This window comes from Pseudonocardia oceanicola (genome assembly GCF_047200735.1).
Lineage (GTDB): Bacteria > Actinomycetota > Actinomycetes > Mycobacteriales > Pseudonocardiaceae > Pseudonocardia.
In genome coordinates this window covers 130396-146675 of sequence record NZ_JBJZON010000014.1, presented here as the reverse complement: position 1 = coordinate 146675, position 16280 = coordinate 130396, and the positions used below count along the sequence as shown (strand labels likewise).

Genomic DNA, 16280 nt, shown 5'->3' with positions numbered 1-16280 from the left:
CTCCGTACGGAGGTACCTAACGTCCTCCTCGATCCGCTTCGTGGAGTCGGCAATGCTCGAACCGTGGTTCGGCGTGACGGCTTGCACCACGGTCTCCTGACGACGACGAGAGCGGATCAGCTCGACTAGCACTCCCGACATAATGAGGCCAATCGCGGAAACGAGGGCGACCATAACAGCCTCAGTCACCGGAAACCCCCAAACCTGCATTCTGAGCGACCTTCTTAAGCTGGTCGACTAGCTCCTCTTGGATGCGCTCGTCGTTGGCCGCATATGCAGCCCAAATGTATCGACCCTCGCGGAGAAACGGACGCCTAATGCTCCGCTTCCGACCGACCCTGCCGCCGAAATCGAGCCACGGATAATAGGGGAACCTCTTGCCGCCACCCTGCACGCGAGCTGCCGTCCTGGTGCTGGCCGCCTTAATACTGCTCTTGGCGTGACCACCCTTACCAGGTCCCGTCGGGACCTTCGGCTTAGCCGCGTTAACAACGATCTTCGCTGCCGCGTTACCGGCTTCGCGAAGCCCCTTCGGCAAGTCGGCGTCCATGCGGCGAAGGCTCCGGGAAAACTCCCGAAGCCCCTCGACCCTAATCGGCTTGACCAGCGCCACTGTTACCTCGCGTGTTTAGCCATCTTCTCGGCCAACTCTTGACGCTGACCGATTCGTGCGTAGTAGATACCCCATTGGACGAACTCGCCGTTACTCATCTCATTGCGGAGTTGCCCAACGGTCATGCCTAGCCGATCCGCCAAGAAAAACTCGAATTCGAGATCCGAGTTACTCTCGAAAGGACTGCATCGCCTCCTTAGGCGACTCCTTGCGCATACCGGAGAGGGTGAGGATACTGCCGATTACCGGCTCCAGCCCCGTTGCCGGGCACGCGTCCTGCCAGGCCTGCACGTCGTCCTTACTAAGAGCGGGCTCGACAACGGCCAACGCGAGAAGCGTGCGCTCGAACTCCAGAACCGGAAGCTCTCCACTCCTGATGCTCAGGGCTTCCGACCTCGAAAGAGCCCGCACCCGAACGGTGCCGACCCCGGGAATCTCTACCTCGTCCGTTGGCATGCGAGACGCCAGCAGCGATTCCTTAGTGGCAATCATCTTAAATCTCAGCTCCCAGGTGAAAGAAATCAGACCGACTGCGCCGTGTCATCAATGTCGTCGCTAAGCTGCAAGGTAGCGCTCCACGAAATCATGTCGGCGACCGGCGCCGTCTCCTCGTAAGCGGTAACGAGAACGTCCACGGAAGCCTGAGGCTTACTGGAGCCCGTCCCCTCCGGCTGGTAGAGCAGGGTTACCGCAGCGGCGCCCACGAGCGGCCGGAGCACTGCGCCCGGACCGGTGCTGGCCGTGCTGTCATAGATACCCTGAATCGTCGCGGTGCCGTCCTTGAGACCCGGCGCGTACACCTTCGAATCCTTGCCGAAGGTGGTCACGTCATGCGAATCAGCGGAGCGGTTAAACTGCACGCTGTTCGCGAACGCCGAAAGATCGTCACCGTCAATCGAGGTGACGACGCCCTTACCATGAACGAATGCCATCTCAGGCTCCTGTCCCAATCACATCAATGTAGAACGTGGCCGCCATGTATTCGACGTTCGCCACGGTGATAACTCCGAACTCAACCCGGGTGACCCGCGCAGAGCTATAAGCAGTTGCCGGGTGCGCTTCGATCGCCGCCTTAATCGACGCCGAGCCGGAACCGTCCGCGTAAACGGAAAGCCGGTCCCGCGCGGTACGCGCGTCCACCTTGCCGACGAGGACCATGATCGGCAGCTCGGCCCGGTCGCCACCACGTGTAAACGTCTCGTCGTACGTCAGCGGCTCCGGCCATCCGACCACCGCAGCGGGTGGTGTGACTCGGTCCGCCCAGTACGGGAACACTCGGAGACCGGTGACCGTATCGCAAGCGGACCCAAGGTCGTCCATAACGGCACCCAAATTCATGCGACCCTTGGCCCCTTCATGTAAGCGCGCAGGGACACCGCGACGTCAGGATCAACGCGGGAGAGGAGACGGACCTCCGAACCGTTCTCCGGACTGCCTGCGACCCCGAACGGCGCGTCTCGACGAGCGATAAGCCGGGATGCCTGCAATAGGGTGGCCTGCACCACCGCCGTAGGGACGGAGGACCACCCGAACAGGGCCGTGACGCGCACGGAGCCCTCACAGGAGTCCGGCTGCACCGTGCTAGCCGGGAGGACCGCCACGCGCGTGTAGGGCCGCCCCTTGGCCGCAGCGTTGATCGGCAGCATCCGGTAGCTCGTAATCTCCTCCGAGTAGGACTGATCCCCTGCGGAGTCGTAATGGATCTCTAGACCGGTAACGTTCTGCACGTCGTCAATCTCGATTTCCCACCGCCGTTCACTCCTGCTCCATGTCGGCGTGTAGTAGCGACTCCCTGCCGCCTCACCGAATTGACGATCGCACGTCTGGTCAATGGCGCGAGAGGCAGCGGTAATGGCATAGCCCAGTTGCGTATCATCGTCCGTGTCGACAATACGAACGTAACCACGTAAATCCGCTGCTGTGGCGTAATCAGGTGCCCATGCCATTACCGCTGCCTCCGCTATTCAATCAGGCTCGAGGGAGAGCCAGGACAACACACTGCGCGACGAACGTGTCGCTGGCGCCATTGCTCGTGACCCGGCAACGAAGCCACGGACGACCAGGCTGCAGGCGAACGGCAGTCTTTGCGTACTGATCGCCCGTCCCACCGGTCAAGGTGCCATCCGTGACCGCAGTGGCGGGGGTGCCGATCGAGCCCGCCGAATCGGGCGCGTCCTGGACGGAAAACGACACGATGTCGGTACTGCCAGAAGTGCTGGCCACGAACACGACGAGCACCTTGTCCCCCGGCTCATAATTCGAGAGGGACGCGAGGTCCAGATCGTTCGGCGTGCCAAAGTCAAAATTAGACGTGGTCGCGGAACTAATCGAGACCTTAGCCGAACCGAGAATCTTAAAGTCCGCGCTAAACAGATCCTGAATAGGCATTGTCTCTGTCCTCCTGTTACGCCGTGTAGCCAGCGAGGGCGACGTAGGCGTTAGTGTTCTGCTGCGCGGCGTCCATTCGGGCCCACGCGGTGAACTCCACCTGGCCATAGGCTGCACGGGTCCACGGGTTCACAACGAGCGTGATCTCCTTGACGCGACGGACCACGTAGCCCTCACGCAGATCACCGAACACGCCCCAGTTGTCGTCCGCACCATTCGATCCGACAATATCGCCGAACGCCTGGTCAATCGTGACGGGGTAACCCATCAGAACGCCGCCGCCGAGATCTGTGGCCATGTTCGCGTCCGTCGGACGCCAGATCGGGTCACCGTTAGAGTCGACCATCTTCTTAAGCGTCGCCAGGCTCGCGTCATTGAATGCCCAACGGCAATTACCACTGTCCCGATAGGCCGGATCGACCGCGTGAATGAAGTCCACGAGATCGTTATAGACCGGACCATCGCTAGACATTTCCTGACCGACAATGCCGGTCACGATGCCCTGCGGCTGAGACACGCCGGTCCCGGTAACAAGGTGCGACGCCTGAATGCGCGCGATACGCTCCCCCAGCTTATTAGAAACCAGGCGCTCGATATCAAATGCGGCATCCTGCAGCAGTTCCACGGAAACGCGAAGCGGAGTGCTCGAACCGCCACCGGCCATATACTTGTACGCACCGAGATTGGCGGTACCAACGACGAGGTCCGCGCCCGACGAGAAGGTGCCACCCTCGGCGACAATCTCACCGGTATTGGACGTGTCGTCAACGGTCGGCCACTCAATGCTGTTACCGGTCGAGGTCGTAAACTCCTCGACGACGTTGGCGATTCCACCAAACGCCTTCATCCGATCGACCAGCTTATTCCGGAAACCATCCGGAACGAGATAGCCACCCTCGGAACCGGTCCCCTCGCTCTGCGCACGAAGCTCGACGAGGTCGGCGTCCTCCTTACCGGTGCGCAGGTAGTGATTAAACGCACGCTCTAGCGTTTCATCGTCCTTAGGCTTTGCGCCAGTCTGCAGCGCCGGAGTGCGCACGGCCTTGTACGCGGCGTTGCGCTTCTCGATTTCCTCGCGCTTACGGCGAGACTCAATCTGCGCCTCGATCGCCTCGTAATTGGCGACCTCATCGTCGGTGAGGTCGCGCTCCTCAGCGCCGTCCAGAATCGCCTGAAGCTCGGCGATCAATTCCTCGGTGGTCTTAAGCATTTTCACGCCCTCCCAAGGCGCACACGGGCACGCGCCCGAATGAGTTGCGACGCCCGACGGTTCGGGCTGCCGAATGAATACGCACGCATGGCGACGGAGGCTCCGTCATATGCCGGGAAAGTAACTGGCGATACGTCAACCAAGCGGCTAACGCTAGTATGCGTGCGCATTCGCCTTTCCCCAACGGTCGACCAACTATCCTGCCCAGGCACAAAGCCGAAGCTAGCCCCGGTAAGGTCACCCCTTTCGGCGAGAATTCTTACGTCCCTCCCTACGGTCGTATCCGGAAGGTCCACCTCGAATTGCAGTCCCTCGGAGTCGGTAGACAGTCGCAGGGTTCCCGACGACTGCCTACCGAGCAGGTGGTCCGAGTTGTGATTCCACAGAGCCCGAACGTCCGTGTTTACATCGGCCAGCACCGACCGGAAGGCCGTAACCGCCAACTGCTCCAGGTGCGAGCCAAGGTCCGCCGCCTGACCGAAAACCGCTGCGTGACCGTGCAGCTTATTGCCCGTAATCTCTGAACGGATCTCTACGGCGAACCGCGTAACGGCGTTCACGCGGCCCCTCCTTCCGCGGGGCTCGATTCCCCACCGTTAGCCGCCCCTAGCGTCTGCTGATCCGCCGGGAGCGATCCTGCGGGCAGACGCGGTACGTCGCCCCCTTCGACCGCCGGAAGATTCCGAATTCGCCGCGCCTCATTCAGCGTGAGCAGGCCAGAATTGACCTGGTCGATCAGTAGGCGAATTTCGTCCTCAGGGGCCGGCTTAATGAATGCCGAATAGTCGAACTCGGCCTTACGAGACGCCGAGAGCAACCTAGACACGCGCTGCTCAATGGGATTCGTCCACGCGGTAAGCGTGTAGCGAGCAAGACCGCGATTCTGCTCCGCAATGCCCTGCCCCCAGGAGGTCGACTTTTCCGTAAGACCGAGAAGGTGCGGCGGAATACCGAACCATCGCCCGATCTCGTCGACCTGGAAAGTCCGACTCTGGATAAACTGCGCGTCCTCTGGCGAAAGCTGCCACTTTTGAAATTCGAGCTTCCGATTGATGACCATAATGTCACCGACGCCCTGCGTACCGCCGTAACGGTCGATAATCGCGTTCTTTAGCGCTACGGTGTGCTCGTAGGTCATGTCATCCTCACCCTCGCGAGGAGTAATCATGCCTGCGACCATGAGGCCGTTACGGAACTGTGTGTTTGCGGCACGATCACCGCAAATTGCGGTGTGCAGCGACATTCGAGCAAGAGTAATCGGCGAAACGCCCTGCAAACCGTCGAGCGAGACACCCATAACGTGAGTCATCGTCGACGAGTCCAGCGAAACGATGCGGTCGAGGCCATCGGACCCCTTAACCTTGATATCGAATCGCTTACCGCCTGGTCGCGCGTCATCCCAAACCGGCGTCACCATGCTTGGATGAACCGGATACAGGCCGACGAGACCGCCAGCACCGTTAAACATGTGCTGTAGATACGCGTTGCCCTGCAATAGCAGGTGGACCATGACGAGCTGTGCCCATTCAAAGCGAGTGAATCGCTCGCCGCCCGGTTCGTCGAGGAAGCTCGCTACGCGCCGCTGCTGACCGTCCGACTCCTCTAACGTCCGCAGCGGGAGACCCGCAACCGCGTCCGCGATGAGCGAGACTGACCGAAACACGGCCGATAGACTGAGTGCGGTTGCCTCCGACACGTGCGCAGCCGACCCGATATTGAGGCCGAGCATTGCGGCGAATACGGGATCAATTAGCGGGTTACTCGGAGCGGTTATGCTTCGACTGCGCTCCTCATGCTCATCCTGCTTCCAGGGCCACCTCATTTAAATGTCCTATCGTTAAGTAGGATTACAGACACGCGAAATCTGGCCTCGACTTAGGCATGCCGTGCTGCGCGCGGTCATAAGCCATTGCCAAGGCGTACGCAGCGTCAATCTTCCCGCGACTCTTGGCCTTCATGAGCGTAAAACCGCGCTCGTTATACCGTGGAATGCCATTGAGGACCTGCTGACCGAATCGACTATCACCGTCGTGAGTCATCTTTCCGCCCTTAATGACCTCGTAAAGCGTGCCGAAGGCCGGCGTCATGCGCTCCAATGACTGATTCATTTCGGTCATCGGGATACCCTCGTCGGCGAGTTGTGTAGCCGGAAACTCGAAATGACGGGGGTCATAAGCGACCTCGACGAGCTTATACAGCCGATCCAGGCGTCTAATCTGCTCCATTACCGCCGTCACGTCGACCACGTCATCCTTGGCCGGCATCCAGAGCTTGCATGCGGCGTGAATTCGACCGTCGGGTCGATATTGCAGCATTACCAGCGCCGTGGAGTCATGCTTAAGGCCGACGTCGAGGCCGAGCCACGTAGGCGCGCCCTTGACGAACTTGAAAGAGGGATCGGCGATAGCGTCCCACGTCTTGCGGCCGTCATTACCGAGCCACGCGTCCGTTCCGTCGACCCACTGGCCCAAGTGGAACGTCCTAAAGTGCGCTTCGGTACTCATTTCGACCGCAGTACGAAGGGCGGCGATATTCTGGTAACCGCCATCCAGGGCCGGATTAGCGAGCCGCCACATTTCTTCGTCGCGGATATCGCAACCCTCGGGTGCGCTGTGCTCACGAAAAACGAAGCCCTCAGGCGACCGCCCTTCAAGGTATGCGGACCGGAGGTGCCACAGGGCGTTGTCTCGGTCAAATCCCGGCGTGCCCACGCCGACGACCAGCGAGCGAGGACGCTTGCCGGACGCGAGGATTACCGACTCCCACGATTCGAGCGACTGAAAGCCGATCTCATCGACAATGGCTAGTGACGGGTCCAAGCCCTGCAAGCCATCCGGGTTATTAGCCATAGGGAACAGTTCGCCGCCGGTCTGTTCACAGACGATGCGGTTAGTTCCAATGGCAGTGAACGCCAGCGACCGGGACGCTAGCTCCGGTTCGGCCTGCACCATCTTAACGGCGGGGTCATAAACGGAACGTGCGGCTTGCTGCACGCGCGTCGCGATAATCGGAATTTGCGGCTCACCGGAATCGGAACGATCGAAGAGTGCCCAAACGGCAAGCGCGGCGTGAAACGTCGACTTTCCCTGACCGCGTGGCATTTGGTCGACGGCTGCCGTTACACCGGGGGCGAGGATTTGCCTCAGCCACTCCCGCTGAAACGGGGCAAGTCTAAGTGGCTTACCATAACCGTAACCTTTGGGCGAACGACAATATGTGCTAATGAACTTTTCGGCCCGTTCCGCTAAGTCCGTTTCGGGCCACTTCATCCACGGACCATCGTCGTACCGATCTTGCTTTCTACGGGCGTTACCGCCCTTACCGGCGGATGGCATCGGAGACCACGACCTCACTCGTTGAGAGGGGAGCCGCCCCGGCGCCCCTCTCCCGACCCCCTCAGACGGCCGCAGACACGACGAGAGGCCGTCCCCGGTCTCCGATACCGGGGACGGCCTCTGCGTTGCTGACAGGCTGTCTGAGGGGGTACTGGGGAGCGGACTGCGCGGCGCTCCGTCGGTGGACGTGGGGCACACGTCCTCCGACTGTGAACAAGATACGTTGCACCCTGTTCAGGCGTCAACCAGGGTTGACGGATGGAGCTACGTCGCCTCGTCTACGGCCTGCGGCCGGGCCAGCACCACCGCCCACGCCATCAGCTCTGCGACCGGCATAGACGAGGACAACGTCAAGCACTACCGCCCGGATGGCGGGGGTCACTTGACCCCCGCCAAACGAGTGAACCGGGTCTCTGACCAGGAAAAACGGCAGGACTAACCTGCGACCTTGCCGATTAGGCTTTGCCCAGCTCTAACCTTTATACGCAAAATTTGGGGTTCGGCGGGTGAACTGGCCGCCTCGGTTCGCGAACTTTTCGCGGTCCCCCGCGTTCCGAAGCTGCCATGATTACAGTGGTTAGTCGATTACCGTAACCGATTGCGCTTAGAAGAATTACATGCGCGACACGCTGGTTGAATGTTAGATGGATCATTAGTTCCACCTTTGTCTAACGGGGTAATGTGGTCACGGGTCGTGGCTTCTCCGGTGCAGATACCTGGATACCTAAGGGCGCAACGCCTACCCCGTACCGGGATGCTTCGGTACCGACTGTCCGCGTAGGCCTGACGTTCCGGCTTGGCGTTGCGCCTCCGGTCGTACGCCCCCTGGCACTCGGGGCACCGGGCACCCCGTCTCCCGCCTACCGCGAACCGGGGGCACTGGGGCTCGATACAAGGGCGTCTCATGATCCGTTCCTCGGACTGGGTGGACAGGGTGGACAGGGTGGATGCGTCGAGAGACGAATCCGAGCGAATCCGCTTAGGGTCACCTAAGAACCTGCAACCCATCTACCAGGTAAAATATTAACGATCATGAATTTATGAACTTCACATGATGAGGAGAGACAGGGACAGGGTGGACAGCTGTCCACCCTGTCCACCCTTCCCTGTCCACCATCGGAGTCACGGAGAGCGTGTGGCTCGGTAGCTCAGATCGTCCTCTCTGACGATCTTACCTTCGGTCACGAGTTCCCCGAGTGCGGCGTCAAAGAACTCTCGCAGATCGGATCGCACTGCCTTACGAAGTGCAGCCCTCTTCAACGAAGCCCCTTCGCTCCACAACTTCCGGTGGATCGAATGCTTAACCTTAGGAACGTCGAACTCCTTATTGGCGCGCTTCCTGTCACGCTGAATCTGCGCTGAGGTAATCTTGGACTCGCGCTCTTGCCGTTCCTCTTCCGCCTGCTCTTCGCCCCACTGGACAACGCTGTCCCGGAAGCTGCACGACGTTAGCCACAACAGCTCCGCCAATTGCCAATCCTCGCCCGCTACCGAGTCCCTGCCGTCGAATAAAGCGAGAAGCGCGGCCGCCTTAGCCTTCATGAGCGACTTGTGGCTATCGAGCGGGTTGCCCCCGGTGCTGGCCGGTTCCCCTCGCAGGATGCGAACAGCCTCACGCCGCAGCTCCTGAGTGATCGTGTGAGCGAACAGGACGGCACCCGTCCTCGCGTGTAGCCCGCTCGCCGTCTCAGCGTCCATGAGAGGCCCCGTCCACGGTGGAGGGTCCTCCGGTGCCCGGGGGTCGTCCGTCGGCAGCCACAGGAAGCGCTGTGGCGTCCCAGGGCCATGATCGGCGAGCATGGGTTGGGCGGTGCTCATCTGAAAGTTGACGAGTAGCCCGAGGCTGTAGTCACCCTCCGGGACGAGCCGACGCCGATCCTCGGACGCGTTCATGTTGCCGATGGCTTCGCCGTTCCACGCCGAGCGGAGAGTGGAGCCGATCGTTGCGCCGTTGCGTTGGTTAATCTTCGTGAGCTGTTCGCCCTCGTCAACGAAGAGGAAGGCGTTATGCCTAACGACGTCCCGAACCTTGACCGTCTTACGCTTAGGTTCGCCGTCCGGTCCTGTGGTCGTCTCGTCCCGCTTAAGCCATCCCATGAACGACTCGGAGATACCCTCACCGGACCCGATAGGCACGCCGTCCCAAAACTGGACTTCCCCCTCAGCGTTCTTCTCCAGAAAGCGCGGCGTCGTGATGAGCTTCCGAGCCACCGAGGCCGAGGACGACTTTCCGCCGCCCGACCTCGACACCAGCGCAACGAACATGTTGAGCGACGACTCGGGGTTCTTAACTCCAGTGTTAAGGTAGAGCCGATGGTTAGTGATTGCCGACAAACGGGCCAGCACGGCGCCGAGGACGGCATCGGGGCAGGCGAATCGGGAATACGCCGCCCGTCTAACGTTGGCCAGCGACGCCCGCGCCTCCCAAAACTCGGGAGGGAGGTTCACTCAAATGCCACCCTCTGCGACGAACTCACGCCACGCCCGAGTGTCAACGCTCAGGCCGAGCCCCTTACGCGCCCGGTAGATGACGGCCTTACCGCGCCGGATCTTGAACTCGTCGGCAGTATCGGACTTATCGGCTACGATCTCATAGATAGCGCCGTTGTCGCTCAGGAGATCCCTGAGAGGAGTGAATACGCCGTTATCGTAAATGGCCGGCTCTGTCCGCCAGTCGACCCAATCCTCGTCGGAGGTCGAATCGTTGACCTCGTAAACGAATGCGGAGACCTGAACGTTCTTGAAGTCGAAACAGTCGCTCGCTTCTCGATAGAACACGACCCGGGCCCACATCGGACAGCTAACGATCTCAGGCTTGGGGAAAGTTGCAAAAGGCAGTTCGATACTCATGGGGAGTGTCCCCTCCGCTAAAGGACTGCGGTCTCAGCGCCTCCGTTCGCCCTGACCGCGGGTTAGATGTTACTGACAGATACCTGACGCAGCGACAGTCAGGAGTTGACCGAAGCAATAGATACCGATGCTGAGAATCGCGACGCCCCAAATGGCGATGATGACGAAAGCGATCACGTCGAGCGGAGTTCTCACAGCTTCCCAACCTTCTCTAGAATCTCGGAAGTCATAAGGTGAATCTCACGAAGCGCGACGAGGACGGCCCGTTCATATCCGCTATCGCGCACAATGACTGCTTGTTCCTCCGTAATCGGAGGGGCCGCTTCGAGGAGAGCCTTCCGGTACTCTTCGAGGTCGACAATCTCAGCCATTGCTCTTCACCGACTCACGCAGATGCGAGCAAAGATCCTCGACGTGCCACGGTCGGAGCTGAGGTGCGAGCCGGTCAATGTGCTCACGAAGTTCCGCCGCAGCAAGTTCCTCGCGAAGCTCCGGAATGCGGGGGCTGTCCGGATGAAACCGGTTGAGACTGGCAATCTGTGCGGCGATTCGAGTCCGCAAACGAACCTGAGACATTTTCTGAGCTTTCGCTCTGGGGCCGGATTATCGGCTTTGCCGTTCCGGTTTGCCCGACGCCGCAGACGTTATGCGGTTCCGATCCGGTTCCGCAAGACCCTCCACACCGGACACCCCCGGCGCCACAGTGGACGGAGCTACCGATCCTGCCCCTCGCTGACTCTTGCTGACAGATCCTGCTACTTCTTATCCGTGTTTGAGGTCACATTGCCTCGTTTCCATTCGATCTTCAAAGTCTCCGGCCGCAGCTCCCGGACGCCCTTGCCCGCGCTGTACAGGGTGATCGAGACGAAGGCCTCGACGATGCGCCGCTGCTGGCCCGTGTCGAGGCCGAGGAAGGCGGCACGGGGGTCCTCACCCCTGGCCAGCACCGACAGGCCGTCAGCGGCCGTCTCGGCGCCCATCCTGGCCTCGACGTCGGCGAGCCGGGCCAGAACCTCGCGGTTCATGATCTCGAATTGGCGCGGCGTGATCTTCCGGGTCGCGCGCTCCATCGCGAGGGTGTCCAGCTCCCGCCGCAGCTCGTCGGCCTCCGCTGCCAGGTCTAGGCCGTCCGGGGTGGCTTCGAGTCGCAGGGACGCGAGGACGTCCGGCATGGCGAGCCGGTCCGCGATCAGCCCTAATACGAAATCCTCGATCGGCTTAGCCTTGCGGATCATATGACCCGTCGGGCACCGGTAAACTCCGTCCGTTTGCGCCCCACCGCTTCGACCTCGCCCCGCTTGGACGGTTAGCCCGCATTTCCCGCAGACCGCGACGCCGGAGAGTAGACGGCGACCGCCCCGGGGCTTAAGCGCCGCACTGGCAGAATCTAGTAGCGCATTGACGGCGCGCCACGTCTTTTCGTCGACCAGCGGAGGCCATGCGGCCGGGTAAAGGAATTCCTCGCCGTCGGTGCGGTGACGCCGCATCCCGTAGTAACGAGGATTACGTAGAATCCAGCGGACTCCCGAGCTATTCCACTCGGTCGCCTCACCCGTGTCTTTCCGGTGCTGGCCAGACAGCAGACCCGCACGATTCCAGCGGCGGGCGATCTCGTTAAGCGGGGTCCCGGCGAGGTAGTCCCGGTAAGCGGCCTGCACTGCCACCGCCTCATCCGGCCGGACCGTCGTCCCGTCCTGCTCGTACCCGAACGCGCGTCGTCCGCCGAGCGTCCTGCCCTGCGCGGCCCGCTGCCGGTGCGCCGCGCGCTGCCGGTCCGCCTTGGCGTCGATTTCCTGCCGCGCGAACGCGCCGAGGACGTCCGCCGTGAGGCGCCCGGACGGCGTCGAGAGATCCAGGTCCGATCCGCGAGCCAGGGCGATGGTGATCTTGCGCTCCTGGCCGAGTTCGAGCAGGCGCACGCGGTCCCGCAGTGACCGGCAGACACGGTCCAGCGTCCAGCCGACGAGGACGGTCGCCCGGCCCGCGTCGAGGTCGGCTAGCGCGTCCTCGAATCCCTTGCGCGCCTTGCCCTCTGCCGCCGACACGTCGTTGTCCGTGTAAACGGCTTGGACCGTCCATCCTCGACGCTCGGCGAGGGCTTCACAGTCCGCGCGCTGCCGATCGACTCCGGCCCCCTCGCCGAGCCGATCTTGGCTGATCCGCAGGTAGATCACGCAGCGCGCGACGTGTGTCATTAGAGCAGGTTAGCGTGCACGATCTGCACGGCGTGCGCCGGGTCGGCCTCGGCGCGCACCTGGTCCCCGAGCAGTCCGAACGCGACGACGGCGACGTCGATCCCCCCGTGCCGCGCGGCCACGTCGTCGAGCAGGGGGCGGTGCGCGGCGAGGTCGTCGGCGTCGAACTCGACGCGCTCGACCTCCGCGCCCTGCTCCCGGACCGCCTTCTCCTCGGCGTCGAGATCGTCGCTGCGGCGGGCGGCGAGGACCACGGTCGAGGCCTCGCGTCCCGCCAGCCGCCGCGCCACCTCGACCCCGATCTCGCTCCGCCCACCCAGCACCAGCAGCGTCCCGGTCATGGGCGGGAGTCTCGCAGGGACGGTCGGCCGCCGAGGGAGAGGCCGAGGCCCGCGCGCAGCTCGTCGGCGGTGTAGGGCAGCGTGCCGCGTGCGAGACCTCGACCTGGTAGAAGTCCTCGCCGACCGGGACGTCGGGCACGGTGAAGGTGACGTCGCAGGTGGTCGAGCTGCTCGCGCGGCCGGGAGACAGCGAGCCGGTGGCGATCGCGGCGTTCGCGACGGTCACGCCGGTGCCGGCGTGGATGTCGGAGTAGCCGCCGTCGCCGCTGCAGGCCGAGCCGGAGCTGAAGCCGCCGTAGCCGTGGTAGCCGCAACACCGGCGAAACACGGCCCACCTACGGTCGAGCCGTGCCCGAGGTGCTCTTCGACGTCCGCTGGCCGGACGGCTCCACACAGTCCTTCTCCTCCCCGTCGCTGATCGTCGAGGAGTACTTCCGCGCGGGTCACACCTACCCCGTGGGCCACTTCGTCGACACCAGCCGGACCTGCATGCGGATCGCCGACCAGCGCGTCCGGCAGAAGTACGGCTTCGGCTGCGCCCAGTCCGTCGCGACCATGGCGGGCATCGAGCAGGCCGCGGCGCGGTTCGCCGCCGACGAGCACGTCACGCTGGAGGCCTTCCGGCGCTCACCGAGCGCTGGACCATACTGACCCGGTGACCGGCGAACGACGGGCCGCGGTGCTCGGCTCCCCCATCCGCCACTCGCTGTCCCCGGTGCTGCACCGCGCGGCCTACCACGCGCTCGGCCTCACCGGCTGGTCCTACACCGCGCACGAGGTCGACGAGGCCGGGCTCCCCGCCTTCGTCGACGGGCTCGACGACACCTGGGCCGGGCTCTCCCTGACGATGCCGCTCAAGCGCGTCGCCCTCGAGGTCGCCGACCGGGTCAGCCCGCTCGCCGCCGCCACCGGCGCCGCGAACACCCTGGTCCTGCGCCCCGAGGGGCGGCTGGCGGACAACACGGACGTGGCCGGGATCGTCCGCGCGCTGCAGGCGGCGGGGGTCGGGGCGGTCGAGCGGGCCGTCGTACTGGGCGCGGGCGGGACGGCCCAGGCCGCGCTCGCGGCGCTGCGCGAACTGGGCACCAAGGACCCGGTCGTCCTGGTCCGGGACGCCGGCCGCGCCGGCGAGCTGACCGCCGCGGCCGAACGACTGGAGGTGCAGCCCGACATCCGCGCGCTGCTCACCGACACCGCGGCCGACACCACCGCCGCGGCGGGCCTGCTCGGCGAGGCCGACGTCGTCATCTCCACGCTGCCGGCCGGGGCCGCCGACGAGTTCGGCGGGCTGCGCTGGAACCCGGCCACCGTGGTGCTCGACGTGATCTACGCCCCCTGGCCGACGGCCCTCGGCGCCGGCGCGGCCGCCGCGGGCTGCCGGGTCGCGAGCGGGCTGGACATGCTGCTTCACCAGGCGGTCGCGCAGGTCGAGCTGATGACGGAGCGGCCCGGCCCGGCCGACGCGATGCGCACGGCCCTCGACAAGGCGGTCCTCGCCCGCTCCTGACCCGCACGAACGGCACTCTTGTGCGGACCTACCGCACGAACGGGCCGTTCGTGCGATGCTCGAGCCGTGACCGACCCCGCCGAGCGGGCGATCCTCGACCTGCTGGCCGCCCGGCGCCTGGTCGCAGCGGGAGAAGTCGAGATCACCCGTCGCGGCGAGGTCGTCGATCCGGACACCGCCCGGGGCCCGGTCCGCATCCGTGGGGTCGGGCCCTGAGCGACGCCGGTAGCGCACCGGACCCCCGGCTCGGACAGGGCGGCCACGCGGTCCCCGGGCCCGGCCGGGACGGGTCTGCGCCCCGGCCCGCCGCGTCGTCAGCCCGGAACGGGGACGATGTTGTTGTTCAACTGGAAGAAGTTGTCCGGGTCGAGGGCGGCCTTGATCCGGCCGAGGCGACGCAGGTTGCGACCGAAGGCGGTGTCCGTGCCGGCCTGCAGGGGCTCGTCCTGCCGACCGGTGAAGTTCAGGAAGACCCTGCCGTTGCCGTACTTCGTCATCTCCTCCCAGGCCGCTCGGCCCCAGGCGACCGCGGCCTCGTCCTGCCCCGGGTCGGTCCACATGACGTCGAACGACACCATCCAGGGCGAGGTCCGCTCGGCGAACGCGGTCGCCTCCGGGTCCACCGCGTGCACGGCCCCGCCCAGGCGGAAGGTGTTCACCAGCGTGAGCGGGGCCGGCCGGTCCAGCGCGCGGCGGGCCAGGGCGTCGATCGCCTCGTCGGTGAGCTCGTCGAGGTACTGGGACTTCCAGTAGGCGCGGAGTCCGCCCCGCGGGAAGAACGGGTCGAACGAGGACTGGACGACGGCGTACGGCATCGGCTGGGACATGTCGAACACCGGCGTGCCCAGCTCCCGCAGTGGTTGCAGCACTCGCATCCCCTCGTCCGGGTCGGGACCGCAGTGCACCGCGGCGACGATCGCGACGGGTCGGTCGTGGATGACCTCGGGCATGCCGGGCGCAGCCGGGAACGTCAGGGTCACGATGAAGGTGGTGACCTCGTCCGGTGCCGCGGCGGCGTACTCCCGCCAGCCGCGCTCGATCACGCCGAGGTCCTCCAGCGGGTACAGCACGGCGGCGAACGCGACGACCGGACCAACCGGGTGCAGCCGGAAGGTGAAGGAGGTGACGACGCCGAAGTTTCCGCCACCGCCGCGGATCGCCCAGAACAGGTCCGGGTTGTCGGTCTCCGACGCGGTCCGCACGCTGCCGTCGGCGCACACGACCTGTGCCTCGACGAGGTTGTCGCAGGACAACCCGTACTTCGCGTTGAGGTGTCCGTAACCGCCGCCCAGCGTCAGCCCGGCGACGCCGGTCTCCGACACGCGCCCCAGCGGGGTCGCCAGGCCGAACGCCTGGGTCTCCCGGTCCACGTCGCCGAGGACGGCCCCGCCCTGGACCCGCGCCAGCCTGCGCTCCGGGTCGACCTGCACACCCCGCATGGCCGACAGATCGATCAGCAGGCCGTCGGGGATGCTCGACAGACCAGCGACGGAGTGGCCACCGCCGCGCACGCCGACCAGCAGTCCGCGCGAGCGGGCGAAGCGCACCGCCTCGATGACGTCCGCCGTCCCGGTGCACCGCGCCGTCAGCGCCGCCCGGTCGCCGTACATCGCGTTCCATTCCCGGCGGGGCTCGGGGGTACCGGCCTCGCCGCCGGGCATCAGGGGCCCGCGCAGGGCGCCGTCCAGCTCGTCGAGCACGTCGTCGGACAGCTGCTCGCGGGAGCCGTCGGCACGGGCAAGCGTGATGGTCATGACGCACCTCTCAACCCGGCCGCCTCGACAGGCGGTCGTGTGGCGTGCCGATCGCGGACGCGATCGGGTCGTGAGCAGGCACGGCCG

At 64.3% G+C, this 16280-nt stretch carries 19 protein-coding genes and 1 pseudogene; 3 read left to right on the top strand and 17 right to left on the bottom strand.

Translation table 11 applies throughout. The annotated features are described in order from the left end of the window. Positions 1–181: 181 nt before the first annotated feature. The 16 genes and pseudogenes from ACL02T_RS20370 to ACL02T_RS20295 form a co-directional block, all read right to left on the bottom strand. On the bottom strand, positions 182–613 hold the full coding sequence (locus ACL02T_RS20370) for a hypothetical protein (RefSeq protein ID WP_412832308.1): 432 nt from the start codon (positions 611–613) through the stop codon (positions 182–184). Positions 614–781: 168 nt separating this feature from the next. Then, entirely contained in the window at positions 782–1105 is a 324-nt protein-coding gene (locus ACL02T_RS20365) for a hypothetical protein (RefSeq protein ID WP_412832307.1), read from the bottom strand. 29 nt (positions 1106–1134) lie between these two features. Further along, positions 1135–1545 (bottom strand): hypothetical protein, encoded by a 411-nt coding sequence (locus ACL02T_RS20360; protein WP_412832306.1) that lies wholly within the window; start codon positions 1543–1545, stop codon positions 1135–1137. 1 nt (position 1546) lies between these two features. Beyond that, positions 1547–1888 (bottom strand): hypothetical protein, encoded by a 342-nt coding sequence (locus ACL02T_RS20355; protein ID WP_412832305.1) that lies wholly within the window; start codon positions 1886–1888, stop codon positions 1547–1549. 59 nt (positions 1889–1947) lie between these two features. After that, positions 1948–2559 (bottom strand): hypothetical protein, encoded by a 612-nt coding sequence (locus ACL02T_RS20350; RefSeq protein WP_412832304.1) that lies wholly within the window; start codon positions 2557–2559, stop codon positions 1948–1950. A 22-nt stretch (positions 2560–2581) separates the two neighbouring features. Beyond that, positions 2582–3001, bottom strand: coding sequence for a hypothetical protein (locus ACL02T_RS20345; protein ID WP_412832303.1), 420 nt, complete (start codon positions 2999–3001; stop codon positions 2582–2584). Between the two features lie 16 nt (positions 3002–3017). After that, positions 3018–4211 carry a phage major capsid protein gene (locus ACL02T_RS20340; RefSeq protein WP_412832302.1) on the bottom strand — a complete coding sequence of 398 codons (1194 nt, stop codon included), beginning with the start codon at positions 4209–4211 and terminating at the stop codon, positions 3018–3020. 2 nt (positions 4212–4213) lie between these two features. Next, positions 4214–4771, bottom strand: coding sequence for an HK97 family phage prohead protease (locus tag ACL02T_RS20335; protein WP_412832301.1), 558 nt, complete (start codon positions 4769–4771; stop codon positions 4214–4216). Further along, a complete protein-coding gene (locus tag ACL02T_RS20330; protein ID WP_412832300.1) occupies positions 4768–5907 on the bottom strand; it encodes a phage portal protein in 1140 nt (379 codons plus the stop codon). Before ACL02T_RS20330 ends, ACL02T_RS20335 begins: the two co-directional genes overlap by 4 nt. Positions 5908–6058: 151 nt before the next feature. Continuing rightward, positions 6059–7480 carry a terminase TerL endonuclease subunit gene (locus tag ACL02T_RS20325; protein WP_412832299.1) on the bottom strand — a complete coding sequence of 474 codons (1422 nt, stop codon included), beginning with the start codon at positions 7478–7480 and terminating at the stop codon, positions 6059–6061. A 651-nt stretch (positions 7481–8131) separates the two neighbouring features. Next, positions 8132–8452 carry an HNH endonuclease gene (locus ACL02T_RS20320; protein WP_412832348.1) on the bottom strand — a complete coding sequence of 107 codons (321 nt, stop codon included), beginning with the start codon at positions 8450–8452 and terminating at the stop codon, positions 8132–8134. A 216-nt stretch (positions 8453–8668) separates the two neighbouring features. Then, entirely contained in the window at positions 8669–9994 is a 1326-nt protein-coding gene (locus tag ACL02T_RS20315) for a hypothetical protein (RefSeq protein ID WP_412832298.1), read from the bottom strand. Continuing rightward, positions 9995–10396, bottom strand: a complete 402-nt coding sequence (locus ACL02T_RS20310; RefSeq protein ID WP_412832297.1) for a hypothetical protein — start codon at positions 10394–10396, stop codon at positions 9995–9997. A gap of 191 nt (positions 10397–10587) precedes the next feature. Next, positions 10588–10767, bottom strand: coding sequence for a hypothetical protein (locus ACL02T_RS20305; RefSeq protein WP_412832296.1), 180 nt, complete (start codon positions 10765–10767; stop codon positions 10588–10590). A 384-nt stretch (positions 10768–11151) separates the two neighbouring features. Further along, on the bottom strand, positions 11152–12591 hold the full coding sequence (locus ACL02T_RS20300) for a recombinase family protein (protein WP_412832295.1): 1440 nt from the start codon (positions 12589–12591) through the stop codon (positions 11152–11154). A gap of 8 nt (positions 12592–12599) precedes the next feature. Further along, positions 12600–12932 (bottom strand): annotated as a pseudogene (locus ACL02T_RS20295) (SDR family NAD(P)-dependent oxidoreductase); the annotation flags it as partial. A 348-nt stretch (positions 12933–13280) separates the two neighbouring features. Between ACL02T_RS20295 and ACL02T_RS20290 the strand changes: the two are divergent. The 3 genes from ACL02T_RS20290 to ACL02T_RS20280 all read left to right on the top strand — a co-directional run bounded on the left by ACL02T_RS20290 (position 13281) and on the right by ACL02T_RS20280 (position 14655). Next, the gene (locus ACL02T_RS20290) at positions 13281–13583 is read left to right on the top strand and encodes an MSMEG_0570 family nitrogen starvation response protein (RefSeq protein WP_412832294.1); all 303 of its coding nucleotides are present in this window, start codon (positions 13281–13283) and stop codon (positions 13581–13583) included. A 4-nt stretch (positions 13584–13587) separates the two neighbouring features. Next, positions 13588–14439 carry a shikimate dehydrogenase gene (locus tag ACL02T_RS20285; protein ID WP_412832293.1) on the top strand — a complete coding sequence of 284 codons (852 nt, stop codon included), beginning with the start codon at positions 13588–13590 and terminating at the stop codon, positions 14437–14439. Between the two features lie 66 nt (positions 14440–14505). Continuing rightward, complete coding sequence (locus ACL02T_RS20280; RefSeq protein ID WP_412832292.1) at positions 14506–14655, top strand: DUF3253 domain-containing protein; 150 nt, start codon at positions 14506–14508, stop codon at positions 14653–14655. Between the two features lie 98 nt (positions 14656–14753). Here ACL02T_RS20280 and ACL02T_RS20275 read toward each other — a convergent pair whose 3' ends face one another. After that, positions 14754–16193, bottom strand: coding sequence for an FAD-binding oxidoreductase (locus ACL02T_RS20275; protein ID WP_412832291.1), 1440 nt, complete (start codon positions 16191–16193; stop codon positions 14754–14756). Between the last annotated feature and the right edge of the window lie 87 nt (positions 16194–16280).